Below are 19,249 nucleotides of genomic sequence, written 5' to 3'. Positions count from 1 at the left end.
GAATATGACACCGCCGGAGGCACCCTTGAATGGCACTTGCGCCACGAAGGGGAACCCTGCCCCGGCGGTTTCTCTGCGTCTGGAGACCCTGACCAAACGGGCGGATTTCCAACGTGCCAGCCGCGCCAAACGCGTGGCCACCCCCGGCTTCATTCTACAAATGCGACCCCGCCGGGAGGATGAGCCCAGCGCGGCGCCCATTCGCGTGGGATTCACCTGTTCCAAGAAGGTCGGCAATGCCGTGGCCCGCAACCGCGCCAAGCGCCGCCTGCGCGAGATCGCGCGGCTCACCCTGCCGCAGGCCGGGCGCGCGGGCATGGACTATGTCTTTGTCGGGCGGCGCGAGGCGACAGCCACCCTGCCCTTTGATCAATTGCTCGCCGATCTGGCCCGCGCGCTGGATATTCTGCACGGGGTCCGAAAATGACTCCCTTGGCCGCGCTTCTTGCCCTGCCCGTGCGCGGCTATCGGCTGATCTTCAGCCCATGGGTCGGGCATAACTGCCGCTATCAGCCCACCTGCAGCGCCTATGCGCTTGAAGCCTTGCAAAAACACGGCGGGCTGCGGGGCGGATGGCTGGCCGTCCGCCGGATCGCGCGTTGCCACCCTTGGGGTCAAAGCGGGATCGACAACGTTCCCGATTAGCGCCGCGCTTGCGGCAAAGGGGCAAAATGCCCTAGGTGAAGCCAAGCTGATAGTGAGAGACCGACGATGCTGGACGAAACCGACGAGATTCACCCCCTCTTTGCCGGTGCACCGCAAAGCACCGAGTTCAAGAAACTGCGCAAACGCATCGTCCGCATGACCCGCGAGGCGATTGATCAATACAGCATGGTTGAGCCGACCGCCCAAGGCGCACCCAAGCCGAAATGGCTGGTCTGCCTGTCAGGCGGCAAAGACAGCTATACCCTGCTTGCGGTTCTGCACGAGCTGCAATGGCGCGGCCTGCTGCCGGTGGAGCTTTTGGCCTGCAACCTCGATCAGGGGCAGCCAAATTTCCCGGCGACCGTGCTGCCGGAATTCCTTGAAAAGATGGGCGTGCCGCATCGCATCGAATATCAAGACACCTATTCAATCGTGATGGATAAGGTCCCCGCCGGGCGGACCTTCTGCGCGCTCTGCTCCCGCCTGCGCCGGGGCAATCTCTACCGGATCGCACGGGAGGAGGGCTGCTCTGCCGTGGTATTGGGGCATCACCGGGATGACATCCTCGAAACCTTTTTCATGAACCTTTTCCACGGCGGACGACTGGCGACCATGCCGCCCAAATTGGTTAACGAGGAAGGCGATCTTTTTGTCTACCGCCCCCTCGCCCATGTCGCGGAAAGCGATTGCGAGCGTTTTGCCACGGCGATGAACTACCCGATCATTCCCTGCGATCTCTGCGGCTCGCAGGACGGGCTTCAGCGGCAGCAGGTAAAGGCGATTCTCGACGGGTGGGAGGCCAATAGCCCCGGTCGTCGGCAAGTCATGTTCCGCGCGCTGATGAACGCCCGCCCCTCGCACCTGCTGGATCCCAAGCTTTTCGACTTCGCCGGGCTCATGCGGAACGTTGAGGGTACGGAGCAAGAACAATTTTAGATAATAATCCGCAAAAAAGCGGGTTCTGTTAACCCACAGCACACCCTAAAGGCGATATCCCTCCCCCGTCAGCGCAGGCATTGCGCGTATTGGGAAGGGATATCGCGATGGCAACTCACCGGCTTTCCGGGCTCACGCAGCTGCGGCAGTCGTTCGCCGCTTTGCTCAGCGGTCAGGCTGCTTTGGCCTTCCTCCCCGCGCTGATGCTGCTGGCCTTTTGGATTGGCGGCGAAATGGCCCTGATCGCCGCCTCCGCTGCGCTGCCGCTTCTTTTCCTTGCGGGGCAGCGCTTTGGCGGGAATTCTCAGACACCCCAAGACGCGCGCGGCGGCATCCTACAACGCAGCGCTTTTGAGGAGTTGGCCGAACAAGTTTTTCAAACCACCCATTCGCGGGGGCGTTTGTCGGCCACATGTTTCATCGCGCTCGAAGGGCTTGACCAAATCATCGAACGCCACGGTCAAACCGCCGCCGACACGGTCCTGCCGCAAAGCGGCGAACGATTGCAGGGCGCCCTGCGCGACGATGATCTCATCGGCAAAATGGGAGAGGCGCGGTTCGCCGTCTGCACGGCCCCGGTACGGCAGCTTGACCTTGAACTCTGCATTCAACTGGCCGGGCGGCTACAATCCGCTTTGGAAGAACCATTTTTCATCGATGGGGTTACGATCTACCTCACGGCCTCCGTCGGCTTTTGCCTTAACACCCGCACCCCGGGCGGGGATGCCGCCGCATGGCTTGCCGCCGCTGCCACCGCCCTGCGCAGTGCGCAGCGGCGTGGCCCCTCCTCCATTCGCGCCTTTTCCGACCAGATGCGCCGGGAAACCGAAAGCCGCGCCGAACTGCGCGAAGAGGTCGCGCAGGCCTTGGACAGCGGCCAAATTCAACCATGGTTCCAGCCGCAAATCTCAACCGACACAGGCCAAATCACCGGCTTTGAAGCCTTGGCGCGCTGGAACCATCCGGTACAGGGCATGATCCCCCCTTCGGATTTCCTGCCCGCCGTCGAAGAGGCAGGCCTGTTGGAGCGTTTGGCCGAAGTAATGATGTACCACGCCTTCGCCGCCCTCAAAGCCTGGGATGGGTCCGGCACCGTGGTGCCGCAGATCGGGGTGAATTTCGCCGGGGGTGAACTTGCCAACCCCCGGCTCATCGACAAAATCACTTGGGAGCTGGACCGGTTCGACCTGTCCCCCGACCGGCTCGCGATCGAAGTGCTGGAAACCGTCGTCGCCTCGACTGCCGACGATGTGATCACCCGCAATATCAATGCCCTGCGCAAGCTCGGTTGCCGCATCGATCTTGACGACTTCGGCACGGGCCATGCCTCCATCGCATCCATCCGCCGCTTCTCCGTCAGCCGGATCAAGATCGATCGCTCTTTCGTCATGAAGGCCGACCGCGACCCCGACCAACAGCGCATGATCAGCGCCATTCTCACCATGGCCGAACGACTGGGCATTGAGACCCTCGCCGAAGGTGTGGAAACGGTGGGGGAGCATGTCTTACTCGCCCAACTCGGCTGCGACCATGTGCAGGGATTCGGCATCGCCCGCCCCATGCCCTTTGAGCAAACACTCGATTGGATCGCCCGCCACAACGCGAAACTGCAAGACGTGCCGCGCATCATGAATGGGCGTGCCACCTAGCGGGCTCTGTGCTTAGCACCGGCCCGGGGCATTAAGCGACGGAGGTCGCGACTGCCGAAGAGGCCCGAGGCAGAGGAGAACACCCCGCGCCCCGAATTACGGTCACACCCTTCGCCCCCTGCCCCGTTCAATGCCGAGGCCACCGCTCCCCCGCAACCGCCCCCGGCGAAACTCCGCAAAACCCATGCCAGATGGACCAAAACCACCCTGCATCCCCCTTCATCCCGCCCGATTCCACTTGACCTTTGGCCCCGCACTCTGTTGAACCCCCGTGATATTCAAAGACATCAGGTGGCGGTCCCCATGGACGAACAGAACAAGAATCTCATCCTTGCCACGGCGCTCAGCTTTGCCGTCATCCTCGTGTGGTTCCTTCTGTTCCCGCCCCCTGAAGCCGACCCAGCATTGGAACCCGGTACCGAGATCAGCGAGACTGTCGAAGGCACTTCGGTTCCCGCCTCCACCGCCGATACCGCGGCCGCGCCCGGCACGGAAGATGGCGAAGGCGCCGCCCCCGAAGGCCGCCGCGCGGCACTGGCAGCAGCGCCCCGCGTGGCAATCGCGACCGACAAGGTCAGCGGCTCCATCTCGCTCATGGGCGGTCGGATCGACGATCTGAAACTGAACGATTACCAAACCACGCTCGACGCGGATGCCGAAATCGTGACCCTGCTCTCCCCCGAAGGGTCGAGCGATGCTTACTATGCGCTGCACGGTTGGGCCGCCGGTTCGGGCCTCGCCCCCGATGCCGTCCCGGGTGTCGACACGCTTTGGACCCTGAGCGAGGGCGAAACGCTGGGCGTCGACAGCCCCGTGACCCTCACTTGGGACAATGGCGCCGGGCAGGTCTTTACCCGCACCATCTCGGTCGATGACCAATATATGTTCGACATCACCCAAAGCGTGACCAACAACGGCGAAGGCGCAGTGAACCTCGCCCCCTTCGGCATGATCGCGCAGCACGGGCTGCCCGAAGACCTGAAAAGCTTCTTCATCCTGCATGAAGGCGCCGTGGCCATGGCCAATGGTGAACTTGCCGAAGTCGATTGGGACGATATCGCCGAAGCCGATGTGAACAGCACCTGGGGCCGCCCCGCCGTGGTCACCGAAGGCGTCACCGAGGGCTGGGTCGGCTTTACCGATCACTATTGGCAGGCGGTGCTGATCCCCGACGCGGGCGAAACCTTTGAACAGGCGCTCACCTATGACCCACGCGCGGACACCTACCGCGCCTTCACCCGCCAGCCGACCCGCTCGGTCGCTGCAGGCGAAAGCGTGAGCACCTCCAGCAAGTTTTTCGCCGGTGCCAAGGAGTGGGAAACCCTTCAGGATTACCAGTCTTCCGGCGTCGCCAAATTCATCGACAGCATCGACTGGGGCTGGTTCTTCTTCCTGACCAAGCCGATCTTCTGGCTGCTGCATGAGCTGAACAAACTTATCGGCAACATGGGGGTCGCCATCATCGGCCTGACGCTGCTGATCAAGGCTGTCCTCTTCCCGCTGGCCTATAAATCCTACGTCTCCATGGCGCGGATGAAAGAGCTTCAGCCCGAGATGGAAAAGCTGAAGAAAGAAGCGGGCGACGACCGTCAGAAGATGCAGCAAGGCATGATGGAGCTCTATAAGAAGAACAAGGTGAACCCTGCTGCGGGCTGCCTGCCGATCCTGCTGCAAATCCCGATCTTTTTCTCGCTCTACAAGGTGATTTTCGTCACGATCGAACTGCGCCACGCGCCCTTCTTTGGCCCGTTCCAAGACCTCAGCGCGCCCGATCCGACGTCGATCATGAACCTCTGGGGTCTCTTGCCCTATGCCGCGCCCGAGCCGGGTTCGATGCTGGCGCTGATCTTCATCGGCATCCTGCCGCTGCTCTTGGGTATCTCCATGTTCTTGCAGCAAAAGCTGAACCCGGCGCCCACCGACCCGACACAGCAGATGATCTTTGCATGGATGCCTTGGGTCTTCATGTTCATGCTGGGCGGTTTCGCGAGCGGCTTGGTGGTGTACTGGATCGCCAACAACACGATCACTTTCACCCAGCAATATCTGATCATGCGCAGCCAGGGTTACAAACCTGACCTCTGGGGCAACATCAAAGGCGGCTTCAAACGCACGCCCAAGAGCGCTGCCGCCAATGCGGATGCCAAGCCCAAATCGGGCAAGTCGAAAAAGTGATGCAGGTCACCGCGCTCAACCGGCATCCGCTCAAGGCCCATGGCCGCGAGACGGTTGAGCGTGTGACCCTGCGCGCCGGGCAATCCATGCCCTATGACCGGCTCTGGGCCGTGGCCCATGACGCCTCCAAAGCCGCGCCGGGAGACTGGGCGCGGTGTTTGAATTTCACCCGGGGGGCCTCTTCGCCGCAGTTGCAGGCGATCACGGCCAAGCTGGATGAGACGACTGAGATGCTCACCCTGCGCCACCCGACGCGCGGGGAAATCACCTTCCACCCGGATCGCGAACAGGCTGCCTTCCTCGACTGGGTGCGCCCGCTGGTGGCCGAAGGCCGCGCTGCCCCGGTGGATATCCTCCGTCTCGATGGCCGCGGCTATACCGACAGCGCAGAGCCGACGCTCTCGCTCAACAGCCTCACCTCCCATCGCGCCGTCGAAGAATTGGCAGCTGCCCCGCTGCAAACCGCCCGCTGGCGCGGCAACATCTGGTTTGACGGTGCGGCCCCTTGGGCCGAGTTCGACTGGCTGGGGTGCGATCTGAAAATCGGCGAAGCACGGCTGCATGTCTCCAAACGCATCACCCGCTGCCTTGCCACCACCGTCAACACCGACACCGGCGCGCGCGACGTGGACACGCTCGCCGCACTCGACCAATTGGGTCACCGGGATTTCGGTGTTACCCTGACCGTCACCAAGGGCGGAGAGATCGCCGTGGGCGACGAACTGGAGCTGATCTGATGCAAGTGAACTACACCATCGCCGAAGAGCCGGACGCCCCGAGCGCCGAGAAGGGCCGGATGCTTTTCGCCGGTGAGACGACATTCGTCAAAGGCGTGGTGGCGATGGACGGGCTGCCGCCCCCCGACCGGATGGAGGTCTGCTTTGCCGGGCGCTCCAACGTCGGGAAATCGACGCTGATCAACGCGCTGACCGGGATGAAAGCGCTGGCGCGGGCGTCGAACACGCCGGGCCGCACGCAAGAGATCAACTTTTTCACCGCCGGGGAAGAGCACTACCTCGTCGACCTGCCGGGCTATGGCTATGCCAATGCGCCGCTGCCAGTGGTCGAGAAGTGGCAGCGCCTGCTGAAACAATACCTCTCGGGCCGCCAGACCCTGCGCCGCGCCTTCGTGCTGATCGACGCGCGCCATGGGGTCAAGAAGGTCGATGATGAGATCATGTCCCTGCTCGACAGTTCCGCCGTCACCTTTCAGGTCGTGCTGACCAAGGCAGATAAGGTGAAAGAAGCCGAACGCGCAAAGATCCTATCACAGGTGAAAGACGCGCTGAGCAAACACCCCGCCGCCTACCCGGAGATTGTCGTCACATCTTCGGAAAAGGGCTGGGGCATCCCTACGCTGCGTGCCATCATCGCCACGCTGGTATAGCACCTCCCGCCGCTATCGGCTTCCCATGGGTCAACAGATGAGAACGCAAGACATGAACCGCGACTGGATCGCCACCGCCCAAACCCTCAGCCAAGCTCTGCCCTTTTTGCAACGCTACGCCGATGCCACCGTGGTCATCAAACTGGGCGGCCATGCGATGGGCAGCGACGAAGCGATGGACGAATTTGCCCGCGATGTCGCGCTGATGCGGCAGGTGGGGGTGAACCCGGTGATCGTCCATGGCGGCGGCCCGATGATCAACGACATGCTGGCGCGGTTGAACATCAAATCCGAATTCGTGAACGGCAAACGGGTGACCGATGCCGCGACCATGGAAGTGGTCGAGATGGTGCTCTCGGGCCTTGTCAACGCGCGGATCGTGCAGGCGATCTCGGAGCAAGGTGGCCGCGCGGTTGGTGTTTCGGGAAAAGACAGCGGGTTGATCGTTTGCGACCCCGAAGACCCCGCTCTAGGCCTCGTGGGCAACCCGACACAGGTCAACCCGCGCATCCTGCGGGACTTTGCCGACAAGGGCATCATTCCCGTCATCGCGCCGCTCGGCATGGGCCACAGGGGGGAGACCTATAACATCAACGGCGACACCGCCGCTGGCGCCATCGCGGGCGCGTTGGAGGCCGACCGCTTGCTGCTGCTGACGGATGTGGCGGGCGTCAAGGACGGCAACGGCGAGGTTGTGACCGACCTGACGGCGAGCCAAATCAACGAGATGATCTCCGATGGCACCATTGCGGGCGGGATGATTCCCAAGGTGCAAACCGCGCTGGACGCGCTCGAAGGCGGTGTGCGGGCGGCGGTCATCCTCGACGGGCGCGCGCCCAATGCCTGCCTGTTGGAGCTTTTCACCGAACACGGCGCGGGCAGCATCATTCGCAAGGGCTAGGCCCAAAGCGCTTGCCCCCTGCCCCTGCTTCGCGCCTATGATGGGCTGAGCAGTGAAAGGAACGACATGCGCCGCCTGATCCTGATGCGACACGCGAAATCGGACTGGTCCCATGGGACCAGCGATCATGACCGCCCCCTGAATGCCCGCGGGCGCGGGGCGGCCCAAGCCCTCGGCAACTGGCTGCGCGCAGAGGCGCTGCTGCCTGATGCGGTGCTCTGCTCAACGGCGGCCCGCACCCGCGAAACCTGCGCCCGCTTGGCGCTGCCTGAGGGCTGTCAGGTGGAGTACCTTCGCCAACTTTACCTCGCCGAGCCTGATCAGATCATCACCAGCCTGCGCCAGCGCGGCACAGGCAACACGCTGCTGCTGGTGGCGCATAACCCCGGCATCGCCGCCGCCGCCGCAGGGCTGTTGCAGCAGCCGCCCGAACAGGAAGCCTTTGATCGCTACCCCTCGGGCGCGACGACGGTGATGGATTTCGCGGTTGAGAGCTGGGCCGAGGTGGCCCCCAGCAGCGGAGTGCTGCACGCCTTCACCGTCCCCAAACAACTGGTTTGAAACGCAAACGCCCCGACCAAATGGCCGGGGCGCAGGTTTTACCTTGGTCCGATTTACGCGGTTCAGTGCCCGAGGATCTGGCTCAGGAACAGCTGCGTGCGCGGGCTTTGCGGGTTGTTGAAGAAAGCCTCCGGCTCGTTCTGCTCAACAATCTGGCCTTCGTCCATGAATATCACGCGGTTCGCCACCTGACGGGCAAAGCCCATCTCATGGGTCACGCAGAGCATGGTCATGCCCTCTTCGGCAAGCTCGATCATCGTGTCGAGCACCTCCTTGATCATCTCGGGGTCGAGGGCCGATGTCGGCTCATCGAACAGCATGACCCGCGGGCGCATGCAGAGCGAACGGGCAATCGCCACACGCTGCTGCTGACCGCCCGAAAGCTGGCCGGGATACTTATTGGCCTGATCGGGGATTTTCACCTTTTCAAGGAAATGCATCGCCGTTTCTTCGGCTTCCTTCTTGGGCGTCTTGCGGACCCAGATCGGCGCCAGCGTGCAGTTCTCAAGGATCGTCAGATGCGGGAAGAGGTTGAAGTGCTGGAAGCACATGCCGACCTCTGAGCGGATCTTGTCGATGTTCTTGAGGTCCGAGCTTAGCAGCGTGCCATCGACCTCAATGGTGCCCTTCTGATGCTCTTCCAGTGCGTTGATGCAGCGGATCAGCGTCGACTTGCCCGAGCCCGATGGCCCGCAGATCACGATCCGCTCGCCCCGATGCACGGTCAGGTTGATGTCGCGCAGCACGTGGAAGGCCCCGTACCACTTGTTCATGTTGTCGATGCGGATCGCGACTTCGTCGGATACTTTCATTTGTGCGGTCTCAGCCATGCGAGAACCCTCCCTTAACGATGGTCAGTCGCAAGACGGCGTTCCAGCCACTGCGAATATTGAGAAATGCCGTAGCAGACGATGAAGAACAGCACGGAAGCAAAGAGGAAAAGCTCCCAATAAACGCCGTTCCAGTCGGTCGAGGCGAGGATCGGTCCGCGGATCATGCCGATGATGTCAAACAGCGAGATCACCGAGACCAGCGTGGTGTCCTTGAACAGGCCCACCGCGATGTTCACGATGCCCGGGATCGAGATCTTCAGCGCCTGCGGCAGGATGATCAGCCGCATCGCCTGCGGGTAGTCGAGGCCAAGGCTGTCGGCGGCCTCGTACTGGCCCTTCGGCAGCGCGGCGAGGCCACCCCGGATCACCTCGGCGATATAGGCCGAGGAGAACATGGTGATCATGATCACCACGCGGATGAAGAGGTCCACCCCCGAGCCCGGCGGGAAGAAATAGGCCAGCATTACGTTCGCCACGAACAAGAGCGTGATCAGCGGCACGCCGCGGACGAATTCGATAAAGACCACGCAGATGCCCTTGACGATCGGCAGGTGAGACTGACGCCCCAGAGCCAGTGCGATGCCGATGGGCAGCGACAGCGACACGCAGGTGATGCCCAGCATCATGTTAAGCATGAAACCACCAAGGTCACGGCTGGGGATCGCTTGCAGCAGCGGCGAGGCAGGGCGCAGCGCCTCCCCAATGAAGCCGCCGATATACCAGACGATCACCGCAGCGACGACGCCGCCCGCCAGCGCCATGGCAAAGCTCTTCTGCACCAGGCGGCTATAGACGACATAGCCCGCCACGACGCCCAAGAGCGCGAAGATCGGCCCCCAGATCGGCCCGCCCCAGATCAGCCAGAAGGCGAGGAACGGGTAAACGCCGGTGAAAAGCAGCAGCTTGCGCGGCAGGTCGATGAAGAGCACGGGTGCGGCGGCAAGGAACAGCAGCACCAGCGCGAGGGTGGGACGCCAGTATTGATCGCTGGGATATTTGAAACCAAAGAGCAGTTGATGCCAACGCTCGCTCAGCACCGAGAAACAGGCCCCGGTCGCGCCGTCCAAAATCTCGCGACATTCCGACAGGCTGCTCGCCGACCAGACGCCGTTCAACAGCCACGGCAGAGAGCCGGAGACCAGAAGATAGAGGAAATAGAGCGCCACAATCGTCAGGATCGCATTCGCCCATGTCGGGAACAGGTTGTCCTTCACCCATTTCAACGGGCCGCCGACCTTATCCGGCGGGGCCGCAGGCGGCAGCGAGGTTTCACGCACGAAGGCGATGGATTCAGCATGTGTGTCTGACATGGCTTAACGCTCCTTCAGCTTCGTTGCGTTGTTGTAGACGTTCATCACCATGGAGATGCCCAGCGAGATGACGAGGTAGAAGAGCATCAGAAGAACCACGCATTCGATCGCCCGCCCGGTCTGGTTCAGGGTGATCCCGCCCAGCGTCGCGGTGATGTCGGCATAGCCCACGAGGATCGCCAGCGAGGAGTTCTTGGTGATGTTCAGGTAGTTCGAAATGAGCGGCGGGATGATCACCCGCAGCGCCTGCGGCAGCACCACAAGGTTCATGATCCGGCCCGACCGCAGGCCCAAGGCAGCAGCGGCTTCGGACTGGCCCTTGCTGACCGCTTGAATGCCGGCGCGGACGTTCTCGGCGATAAAGGCACCGGTGTAGATCGACAAGGCGAACCACAGCGCGATCAGCGGCGCGCCGATCTGGATGCCGCCGCGGAAGTTGAAGCCCTTCAGCGCGGGGTAATCCAGCCCGATCGGCATGCCCATGATGAAGAACATGATGATCGTCGGCAGCAACAGGATCGCGACCGAAGGCCAAAGCATCGGCAGCAGGCGACCGGTGTCATAAAGCAGCTTGGTCGCATAGCGGCGGTAGGCAAAGACGCCGATCACCGAGGCGACAAAGGTCGCCACCACGATCATCGACCCCGGCCCCCAGACCGGCCCGGGAATATAGACGCCCCGGTTGGTGAAGGCGAAAGAGCCCAGCATCATGGTCGAGGCCGGATCGTCACCGCGGAAGGCCGAAGGCGCGGGCATCGCGGCGGTCATGATGGTGTAGATGATCAGGATCCAGATCAGCACCGGGATGTTGCGGAAAATCTCGACGTAGCCGGCCATCAGCTTGCGCACGAGCCAGTTGTTCGAGAGGCGCAGAACCCCGGCGATGACGCCAAAGATCGTGGCCGTGACACAGGCAAGGAAGGACACCAGCAGCGTGTTGATGATCCCGACCCAAGCCGCCTGAAGGTTCGACGATTGGCTGGTATAAGGGATCAGCGTCTGGTTGATGTCATAGCCCGCCGGATTTCCGAGGAACTGGAAAGAGATGTTCAACCCGGCAGCGCGCAGGTTCGCGGCAAGGTTCGATCCCAGATACCAGATCGCCGTGACCAGCAGCGCCAGCGCGATCACCTGAAAGGTGATCGACCGATAGCGGGTGTCGCTCAACAGCATAGATGGCCGGAACGACGCCTTGGGAGGGTCGGAGAATGTCGTCATGTATGTATCCCTGTGTTCCGGCTTGTTTTTTATCGGTGCATTTGGCGCACCTTGGCCGAATCATTTTTGGTCGTAGATCGATTTATCTCGATCGTGGGTTTTTATTGTCTCGTTGGGGTTTCGTCAGTCGTTTTTTGACCGTTCTTCTTGTCAGTAGGGAGCTTTTGTTGGCCAGAGGCAGGCAGCCCCACCGGCCAGAGGCGCAAGGGGCGCAGGAATTCCCGCGCCCCTCGCTTCGCTATTTAGCGGAAGGGCGGTGCGTAAAGCAGGCCACCGTCTGTCCACTGGGCGTTCAGCCCGCGTGCCAGACCGATCGGTGTCTCTTCGCCGATGTTCTTGGCAAAGATCTCACCGTAGTTGCCTTCGGCCATGATGGCGCGCTTGGCCCAGTCGGCGTCGAGGCCGATCATCTCACCCAATGTGCCCTCGGTGCCCAAAAGGCGGGCAACTTCGGGGTTGTTGGTGTTGCCGGTCATCTCTTCGATGTTGGCCGAGGTGATGCCCAGTTCTTCGGCAGCGATCAGCGCGTTCAGCACCCAACGGGTGATGTCGCCCCAATCGTTGTCGCCGTGGCGGACCAGCGGGCCCAGCGGCTCTTTCGAGATGATTTCGGGCAGCAGCACGTGCTCATCGGGGTTTTCGAAGGTCGCGCGTGTCGCGGCAAGGCCCGATGCGTCGGTGGTGTAGGTGTCGCAGGCACCGGCGAGGTACTGCTGCTGGCCTTCGGCGTTGGTTTCAACGGGGACCGGCTCGTAGCTAATGTTGTTCTTGCGGAAGAAGTCCGCGAGGTTCAGCTCGGTGGTGGTGCCGGTTTGGATGCAGACGGTCGCGCCGTCCAGATCCTTGGCCGAGGAAACGCCAAGCGCTTTCGGGACCATGAAGCCCTGACCGTCGTAGTAGTTCACGCCGATGAAGTCGAACTTCAGGTCGGTGTCGCGGCTGAAGGTCCATGTGGTGTTCCGTGCGAGGAAGTCGATCTCGCCCGAGGCCAGCGCGGTGAAGCGGGTCTTGCCAGTTGTTGGCACGAATTCCACGGCGTTCTTGTCGCCCAGAACGGCGGCGGCAACGGCACGGCACACGGCCACGTCGAAACCTTCCCATTCGCCGTTGGCGTTCGGCGCGGCAAAGCCAGCAAGGCCGGTGGTCACGCCACAGTTCAGCTTGCCACGGGCTTTGACGTCATCAAGCGTGGCGGCACCAGCAGCACCGGCCGCAAGGCCAGCAACGGTCAGCGCGCCAAAAATTACGGTTTTTTTCATTTTTACCTCTTCCTGATAGTCCGCCACGTTCACTGGCGGTTAATCCGACGCCAGATGACGCCGAAAGCGATCTTGTGCAGGGTTTCCCCTGCTCAATGAAAAGCAGTGTGGGCGGATTCAGGTTTGAAGGTCAAGGGCGCGATGGGCAAAATCAGGGCGGGTTTTCACATCGCGTTGCAAAGCTTTTATCAAGTTAAGCAGCTTTGCAAAGCACTATTATTGCACATGCATGTAAAAACGCCTGCCGCTTGATTTCGGCCTCTTGCTCGGCCACGTCATCGCGGCCCCATTGCTCGGCCTGCCATGTCTCATCCAGCCGCGACAGGGCCCAAATCTCCTCGGGGTCAAAGGCCTGTTCCAGCGCGGCAAAGCCAAGGATAAGCGAGCCGGTGAGGCTCACAAGGTCATGAAAAGCCGCCAGTTCAAAGGGATCGAGCGCCCCCGTCCGCCGGTGCAACTCGGCCAGGGCTTCGGGCGCTTGCGGCTCATGCATGATGCCCTCCCGCGTCTCCAACCGCACGCCAAGGGTTTGCGCCGCCCAGTCCAGCATCGGATCCCACTTAGCCGCTTGCCGGGCGACCAGACCTTCGGGGCTGTCGGCGCGGTAGCACAGAAGATCGCTGTCGCCATAGGCCGCGAGCATCTCGACGACCTCGGCCTTTTGCACCGCCACCTTGTCGAGCGCGGCATTGGCGGTCTTGGTCACCGGCATGGTACGCGGGTCAATCTGTTTCTCCTGCGCCTGCCATTCGGCGGCCACGGCCTCGGCCATGGCGCGGGTGGGCAGGGTCAGCGGGCGCTTGGCCGGGGTTTTCACCCGGCGGCCGTCCAACTCGACGGTGAAACCGTCTTCGACCCCGACCACAGCGGCGTCTTTCCAAAAGCGTTTGGCTTTCCAGTCACTCATGCGGGAATGCTCCAGATTTGTTCCAGCAGGGCGGGCAGCGCCGCGAAATTCTCGACCAGATGCGCGGCGGCGGCCAGCCGTTCCGGGCCGTGATAGCCCCATTTGACGCCGATCCCGGTCACCCCGGCAGCGGCGGCCATGTCCATGTCGAAAGAGGTGTCGCCGATCATCACCGTGGCCTCAGGCCCCACCCCGGCATCGGCCATCGCCTGTTGGATCATCGACGGATGTGGCTTGGAGGGATGAAAATCCGCCACCTGCTGCGTGATGAAAAGCCCCTCCAGCCCGTGACCGGCGATCAGCTTATCCAACCCGCGTTTCGACTTGCCCGTGGCGACGCCCAACAGCACCTCCGGCTCTGCGTGAAGACGCCGCAACGTCTCAACCGCGCCGGGGTAAAGCGGCGAGGATTGCGCCACCCCCGCCTCGGCCCGCAGTGTCATATAGGCAGCCTTATAGGCTTCAACCATCGCAAGGTGATCCCCCGCCGGGCGCGTGGGGGCCAGCACCGTCACCGCCACATCCAGCGATAGGCCGACGATCGACAGGATCTCGGCCCGCGTTGGCGCGGGCGCCTCCACAGCCGCGAAGGCCGCCGTCATCGCCGCGACGATATCGCCTTGGCTGTCGACCAGCGTGCCGTCGACGTCAAAAATCACCAAACGGAGCGGTTTGCTCATTGCAGCGACTCGAAAGGGTCTTCTTCGGCGAGATCCTCGGTCCAGCCGAAGGTGTCCCAGCTATGCGCCATATGGTCGGGCAGTTCGGCGGTGATCGTCACCACCTTGCGCGTGTGCGGATGTTCGAAACGCATCATCCGCGCGTGCAGATGCAGCTTCTTCGAGATGATCCCGCCCAATTGCGCGCCCCAGCCGTCGCCGAGGTTCTCCTGCCCCGAGCCGCCGTATTTGCCGTCACCGACGATCGGATGCCCGATCTCGGCCATATGCGCCCGCAGCTGGTGGGTGCGGCCCGTGACCGGCTCCATCGCCACCCAAGACGCGCGCGAGCCGACGCGGAAGAGCGTTGCATAAAGCGTATGCGCGCGTTTCGCGCCCGGCGTGTCGTCCATGTCGCGCGGGTGCACGGCGATCATCTTTTCGCCCTCGCCCTTGCGGCCATGGCCGCCGGCCTTGACCAGACCGTATTTGATCTCGCCCAAATACGGCGTGGGCACGCCCGCGACGATGGCCCAGTAGATCTTGCGCGTCTCGCGGTGCCGCATTGCCGCCGTCAGCGATTTGGCCGCCGCACGGGTGCGCGCCAAGAGCAGCACGCCCGAGGTATCGCGGTCGAGTCGGTGCACGAGGCGCGGCTTTTCCTCGGCATCGAAAATGAGCGCCTCGGACAGCGCGTCGACGTGGCGGTCGGCCTGACCGGAGCCGCCCTGCACCGCCAGCCCGGCGGGCTTGTTCAGCGCGATGACATGGTCGTCGCGGTAGATCACGCAGTTGCGGATCATCTTGGCATCCGCCTCGGTGATGCGTGTCCGTTTGGGCGGCGGGGGCGGCGCGGCATCGGGCAGCGGCGGCACGCGCACCTGCTGGCCCGCCTCGAGCCGCGTGTTGGCCTTGACCCGGCCCCCATCGACACGGATCTCGCCTTTGCGGCACATCTTCTCGATGAGGCCCTGATTGATCTGCGGAAACATCCGCTTGAACCAGCGGTCGAGCCGCTGGTCGCCATCACCCTCGGCGACGGTCACTGTCTGTACGCGGCTCATGCCAATACCTCTCGGGCCAACCAGAGGCCCAGCAAACAGGCGGCCAGCGACAAGATCACCGAGGCCCCCACATATGAAAATGCGACAGCGGCGCGGCCTGCCTCAAGCAGGCGCAACGTGTCGAGTGAAAACGCCGAGAAGGTCGTGAAACCGCCCAGCAGCCCGGTCATCAGGAAGGGCAGCAGCAGCGCCTTGTCGGCAAGCGCGACCCAGACCAACCCGATGGCGAGCGAGCCTGCGACGTTGACCGCGAGCGTGCCCAGCGGAAACCCGACGGCCAGACCGACAAGGTAGCGCAGTGACGCGCCCAGAGCGCCGCCGAGCGCCACCATGATCAGTGTTTTCATCATCGACACCCCATCGCGCTTGCGCGGCCCGGAGTCAAGTTTTCCGCTTTGCGCGCAGCCCGGCAAAGTAATCCTGCCGCTTTTTCAACTCCCGCTCGAAACCGCGTTCGACCGGCTCGTAAAGGCTCGGCCGCTCCATCGTGTCAGGAAAGTAGTTCTGCCCCGAGAACCCGTCCTCGGCATCGTGGTCATAGGCATAGCCCGTGCCGTAGCCTTGGTCCTTCATCAACTTCGTGGGCGCGTTGAGGATATGTTTCGGCGGCGGCTCCGACCCGGTGCTGCGCGCCAGACGCCGCGCGCCCTTGTAGGCCTTGTAGACGGCGTTGGATTTCGGCGCGAGGCAGATGTAGGTCAGCGCCTGCGCGATGGCCAACTCCCCTTCGGGGCTGCCGAGGCGCTCGTAGGTCTCCCATGCCTGCAGGCAGAAGGCCTGCGCCTGCGGATCGGCAAGGCCGACGTCCTCCACCGCCATCCGAGTAATGCGCCGCATCAGGTAGCGCGGGTCCTCGCCGCCCTCCAGCATCCGGGCCAGCCAGTAAAGCGCCGCGTCCGGGTCCGAGCCGCGCATGGATTTATGCAGGGCCGAGATGAGGTTGTAATGCGAATCCCCCGACTTGTCGTATTGCGCCGCGCGGCGCATGAGGCGTTTCGACAGGCCCGCCTTGTCGAGTGGGGCATCGTCTTTCCACGCGGTCACCTGCTCGATCAGATTGAGCAGCGCCCGCCCGTCGCCATCGGCCATCTCCAAAAGCGCCTCACGCGCTTCGGGTTGCAGCGGCAGGGGTTTGCCCAGCTCGCGTTCCGCCCGCTGCGCCAAGCGTTCCAGATCGTCATGCGGCAGGCGCTCCAGCACCAGCACCTGCGCGCGGCTGAGCACAGCGGCGTTGAGCTCGAAACTCGGATTCTCCGTGGTGGCGCCGACCAGAAGGATGGTGCCATCCTCCATATGCGGCAGGAAGCCGTCCTGCTGTGCCTTGTTGAAACGGTGGATTTCGTCGACGAAGAGCAGCGTTCCCTGCCCCTGACGGCGGCGCATCTTGGCCGCGTCAAAAACCTTGCGCAGTTCCGGCACGCCCGAAAAAATTGCGCTGATCTGCACGAAATGAAGATCGGTCTCATCCGCCAGCAGCCGCGCGATCGTGGTCTTGCCCACACCGGGCGGCCCCCAGAAGATCAGCGAAGACAGCGCCCCGGCGGCCAACATCACCGAAAGCGGCGCATCGGGGCCGAGCACCTTTTCCTGCCCGATCACCTCGCCAAGCGACTTCGGCCGCAGCCGGTCGGCCAAGGGGCGGTGGCCGCCCTCTTCCGCCTCTTCCGTCTCTCCGAACAAATCCGCCACGCTACCCCCTGAACCGCAGCGCCATGCGCCGATCACCGCGTTGTATCACCATCTGGACGCGGCGCACCTGCCCCGAGAGCAGCGCCACGAGGGCGGCGGTATCTGCTACCGCCACGCCGTTGACCGAGACAATCACGTCGCCGTCCCTGAGCCCCACGCGCGGGCCGAAACGCCCGGCGTCGAGCACTACGACGCCCGCGCTTTCCAAGGGCAAGTTCATCTCGGCAATGACCGCCGGGTTGATCCGCGCCGTTTTCAACCCCGGCAGCAGGCTGCGCGCGCCCAAGGTGACCTCGGCCCGGTCCGGCACGTCGGGCGCGGCGACCAGGGCCACAGTCACCTCATGCAGCCGCCCTTCGCGCATGACGCCCACGCGGGCGGAATGACCCAGACCTGCCACCGACATGCGGTAGATCATCTCGGCGGGCGTGTTCACCGGCTGGTCGTCAACGCTGACGATCACGTCGCCGACCTTTAGCCCCGCGCTGTTGAAGGGGCTGGCGGGATGCAGCCCGGAAACGATGATCCCGCCCGGACGGTCCAGCCCCAAGGGCCCGGCCATGTCAGCATCGACCGGCTGGCCCGAAAGTCCCGCCCAGGGGCGCTGGAAAGCGGCCTCCCCGGCGCGGGCCTGTGCGACGAAGGCGGCCACCAGATCGGCGGGAATGGCAAAACCGATGCCGTTGCTGCCGCCCGAGCGCGTCAGGATCGAGGTATTCACCCCGATGAGCCGTCCGCCCATGTCAATGAGCGCCCCGCCGGAATTGCCCGGGTTGATCGGCGCGTCGGTCTGGATGAAATAGCCCTGTCCGCCCCCGCCCGCGGCGCCGGAGCGCGCCAGCCCCGAGACGATCCCGCTCGAGACGGTCTGGCCCACGCCGAAGGGATTGCCGATGGCCAGCGTCAGCTCGCCCACCTCTACCGCGTCGCTGTCGCGCAACTCAAGAAACGGCAGCCCCTCCGCGCCTTCGAGTTTGAGGATCGCCAGATCGCTGTCGGCATCGCCCAGAAGCACCCGGGCGCTGTACTCGCGCCGGTCGTTCAGCACCACGCGGATGTCGGTGGCGGTGCCGACGACATGGTAGTTCGACACGACGATCCCGTCGGCCGAGAGGATCACGCCGGAGCCAAGCGAGTTCTGCACCCGGGGCCGCTCGGAGAAGGGATCGCGAAAAAAGCGTTCGAAGAAGGGATCGGCCTGCAGCGGCGTGCGGCGGGCCTTGGTGATGGTGCGGGCGTAGATATTAACCACCGCCGGCGCGGCCTCTTTGACAAGCGGCACAAAGCTCAACTGCATCTGTGCGGCGGAGCTTGGAACCTGCTGCGCCATCGCGGGCGCGACCAGTAGCATGAGGATCAGGGCAAGGGTTCTCATGCCCCAGATATGCGCAGGGAGTGGGGCCGGTGCAACTGCGTTTTCCGTCACTCTCCCCTGCAAAAGAAAAGCCCCGCCGAGGGCGGGGCTTTCCGAATAACCATGGCGGGGATCTTATTCCGCCGCTTCTTCCTCGGCCAGACGCGCCTTGTCGGCGGCACCCTTGGCGTCGCGGTCGCGGTCGACGAATTCGATGATCGCCATCGGCGCCATGTCACCATAGCGGAAGCCGGCCTTCAGAACGCGGACGTAGCCACCCTGACGGTCTTTGTAGCGCGGGCCCAGCACGTCGAACAGCTTGGCGACATACTGGTCTTCTTTCAGCTTCGACGCGGCCTGACGGCGGGCGTGCAGGTCGCCGCGCTTGGCCAGCGTGATCATCTTTTCGATGATCGGCTTCAGTTCCTTGGCTTTAGGCAAGGTGGTCTTGATCTGCTCATGCTCGATGAGCGAGCCTGCCATGTTCGAGAACAGCGCCTTGCGGTGTTCATGTGTACGGTTCAGGCGGCGGTATCCACGTGCGTGACGCATTGTCTTACTCCAATGGTGATGCCCTCTACGGGCGGTTTTGCTTTGTCTGGCCCGCGATGCGTGTCACGAGCTCTCCTTGGGGCGTGCGCCCGGTCGTAACGGCACCCGATTTCTTTAAAAGAAATCGGCCCCGGAAACTTTGAAAGTTTC

General features: G+C 63.2%; 20 protein-coding genes. 9 read left to right on the top strand and 11 right to left on the bottom strand.

Translation table 11 applies throughout. The annotated features are described in order from the left end of the window. Window positions 1-4: 4 nt before the first annotated feature. The 9 genes from rnpA to ACGYKA_RS14430 all read left to right on the top strand — a co-directional run bounded on the left by rnpA (window position 5) and on the right by ACGYKA_RS14430 (window position 8,254). Window positions 5-427, top strand: coding sequence for a ribonuclease P protein component (gene rnpA, locus ACGYKA_RS14470; RefSeq protein ID WP_067267461.1), 423 nt, complete (start codon window positions 5-7; stop codon window positions 425-427). After that, window positions 424-645, top strand: coding sequence for a membrane protein insertion efficiency factor YidD (gene yidD, locus ACGYKA_RS14465; protein WP_394411708.1), 222 nt, complete (start codon window positions 424-426; stop codon window positions 643-645). The genes rnpA and yidD overlap by 4 nt, the downstream gene beginning before the upstream one ends. 66 nt (window positions 646-711) lie before the next feature. Then, entirely contained in the window at window positions 712-1,581 is an 870-nt protein-coding gene (ttcA, locus tag ACGYKA_RS14460; RefSeq protein ID WP_394411711.1) for a tRNA 2-thiocytidine(32) synthetase TtcA, read from the top strand. A 107-nt stretch (window positions 1,582-1,688) separates the two neighbouring features. Further along, complete coding sequence (locus tag ACGYKA_RS14455; protein ID WP_394439073.1) at window positions 1,689-3,230, top strand: putative bifunctional diguanylate cyclase/phosphodiesterase; 1,542 nt, start codon at window positions 1,689-1,691, stop codon at window positions 3,228-3,230. Window positions 3,231-3,533: 303 nt separating this feature from the next. Next, a complete protein-coding gene (gene yidC, locus ACGYKA_RS14450) occupies window positions 3,534-5,405 on the top strand; it encodes a membrane protein insertase YidC (RefSeq protein WP_394411717.1) in 1,872 nt (623 codons plus the stop codon). Continuing rightward, window positions 5,405-6,142 carry an MOSC domain-containing protein gene (locus ACGYKA_RS14445; protein ID WP_394411720.1) on the top strand — a complete coding sequence of 246 codons (738 nt, stop codon included), beginning with the start codon at window positions 5,405-5,407 and terminating at the stop codon, window positions 6,140-6,142. Before yidC ends, ACGYKA_RS14445 begins: the two co-directional genes overlap by 1 nt. Beyond that, window positions 6,142-6,792 carry a ribosome biogenesis GTP-binding protein YihA/YsxC gene (gene yihA / locus ACGYKA_RS14440; RefSeq protein WP_067263087.1) on the top strand — a complete coding sequence of 217 codons (651 nt, stop codon included), beginning with the start codon at window positions 6,142-6,144 and terminating at the stop codon, window positions 6,790-6,792. Before ACGYKA_RS14445 ends, yihA begins: the two co-directional genes overlap by 1 nt. 37 nt (window positions 6,793-6,829) lie before the next feature. After that, window positions 6,830-7,693 carry an acetylglutamate kinase gene (argB, locus tag ACGYKA_RS14435; RefSeq protein WP_394411723.1) on the top strand — a complete coding sequence of 288 codons (864 nt, stop codon included), beginning with the start codon at window positions 6,830-6,832 and terminating at the stop codon, window positions 7,691-7,693. Between the two features lie 66 nt (window positions 7,694-7,759). Further along, window positions 7,760-8,254, top strand: coding sequence for a SixA phosphatase family protein (locus ACGYKA_RS14430; RefSeq protein ID WP_394411726.1), 495 nt, complete (start codon window positions 7,760-7,762; stop codon window positions 8,252-8,254). Between the two features lie 62 nt (window positions 8,255-8,316). Here ACGYKA_RS14430 and ACGYKA_RS14425 read toward each other — a convergent pair whose 3' ends face one another. The 11 genes from ACGYKA_RS14425 to rplQ form a co-directional block, all read right to left on the bottom strand. Beyond that, complete coding sequence (locus ACGYKA_RS14425; protein WP_067263096.1) at window positions 8,317-9,084, bottom strand: amino acid ABC transporter ATP-binding protein; 768 nt, start codon at window positions 9,082-9,084, stop codon at window positions 8,317-8,319. 14 nt (window positions 9,085-9,098) lie between these two features. Next, window positions 9,099-10,397: an amino acid ABC transporter permease gene (locus ACGYKA_RS14420; protein ID WP_271692981.1), complete on the bottom strand. Its 1,299-nt coding sequence runs from the start codon at window positions 10,395-10,397 to the stop codon at window positions 9,099-9,101. A 3-nt stretch (window positions 10,398-10,400) separates the two neighbouring features. Beyond that, on the bottom strand, window positions 10,401-11,615 hold the full coding sequence (locus tag ACGYKA_RS14415) for an amino acid ABC transporter permease (protein WP_067263100.1): 1,215 nt from the start codon (window positions 11,613-11,615) through the stop codon (window positions 10,401-10,403). Between the two features lie 242 nt (window positions 11,616-11,857). Next, window positions 11,858-12,874 carry an amino acid ABC transporter substrate-binding protein gene (locus ACGYKA_RS14410; RefSeq protein WP_209218372.1) on the bottom strand — a complete coding sequence of 339 codons (1,017 nt, stop codon included), beginning with the start codon at window positions 12,872-12,874 and terminating at the stop codon, window positions 11,858-11,860. A gap of 193 nt (window positions 12,875-13,067) precedes the next feature. Then, window positions 13,068-13,781 (bottom strand): ATP12 family chaperone protein, encoded by a 714-nt coding sequence (locus ACGYKA_RS14405; RefSeq protein ID WP_394411729.1) that lies wholly within the window; start codon window positions 13,779-13,781, stop codon window positions 13,068-13,070. Continuing rightward, window positions 13,778-14,461, bottom strand: coding sequence for an HAD-IA family hydrolase (locus ACGYKA_RS14400; RefSeq protein WP_394411732.1), 684 nt, complete (start codon window positions 14,459-14,461; stop codon window positions 13,778-13,780). The genes ACGYKA_RS14405 and ACGYKA_RS14400 overlap by 4 nt, the downstream gene beginning before the upstream one ends. Further along, window positions 14,458-15,504: an RluA family pseudouridine synthase gene (locus tag ACGYKA_RS14395; RefSeq protein ID WP_394411735.1), complete on the bottom strand. Its 1,047-nt coding sequence runs from the start codon at window positions 15,502-15,504 to the stop codon at window positions 14,458-14,460. The genes ACGYKA_RS14400 and ACGYKA_RS14395 overlap by 4 nt, the downstream gene beginning before the upstream one ends. Next, complete coding sequence (locus tag ACGYKA_RS14390) at window positions 15,501-15,854, bottom strand: fluoride efflux transporter FluC (RefSeq protein ID WP_394411738.1); 354 nt, start codon at window positions 15,852-15,854, stop codon at window positions 15,501-15,503. The genes ACGYKA_RS14395 and ACGYKA_RS14390 overlap by 4 nt, the downstream gene beginning before the upstream one ends. Window positions 15,855-15,885: 31 nt before the next feature. After that, on the bottom strand, window positions 15,886-17,193 hold the full coding sequence (locus ACGYKA_RS14385; protein ID WP_394411741.1) for a replication-associated recombination protein A: 1,308 nt from the start codon (window positions 17,191-17,193) through the stop codon (window positions 15,886-15,888). Between the two features lies 1 nt (window position 17,194). Next, window positions 17,195-18,568: a trypsin-like peptidase domain-containing protein gene (locus tag ACGYKA_RS14380; RefSeq protein ID WP_394411744.1), complete on the bottom strand. Its 1,374-nt coding sequence runs from the start codon at window positions 18,566-18,568 to the stop codon at window positions 17,195-17,197. Window positions 18,569-18,682: 114 nt separating this feature from the next. Further along, window positions 18,683-19,099: a 50S ribosomal protein L17 gene (gene rplQ / locus ACGYKA_RS14375; RefSeq protein WP_067263154.1), complete on the bottom strand. Its 417-nt coding sequence runs from the start codon at window positions 19,097-19,099 to the stop codon at window positions 18,683-18,685. Window positions 19,100-19,249: the final 150 nt, after the last annotated feature.

Source organism: Sulfitobacter sp. 1A15106 (assembly GCF_043556995.1).
GTDB lineage: Bacteria > Pseudomonadota > Alphaproteobacteria > Rhodobacterales > Rhodobacteraceae > Sulfitobacter > Sulfitobacter faviae.
Note: the sequence above shows the minus strand (reverse complement) of the source record. Positions and strands in the feature narration are given on the sequence as shown.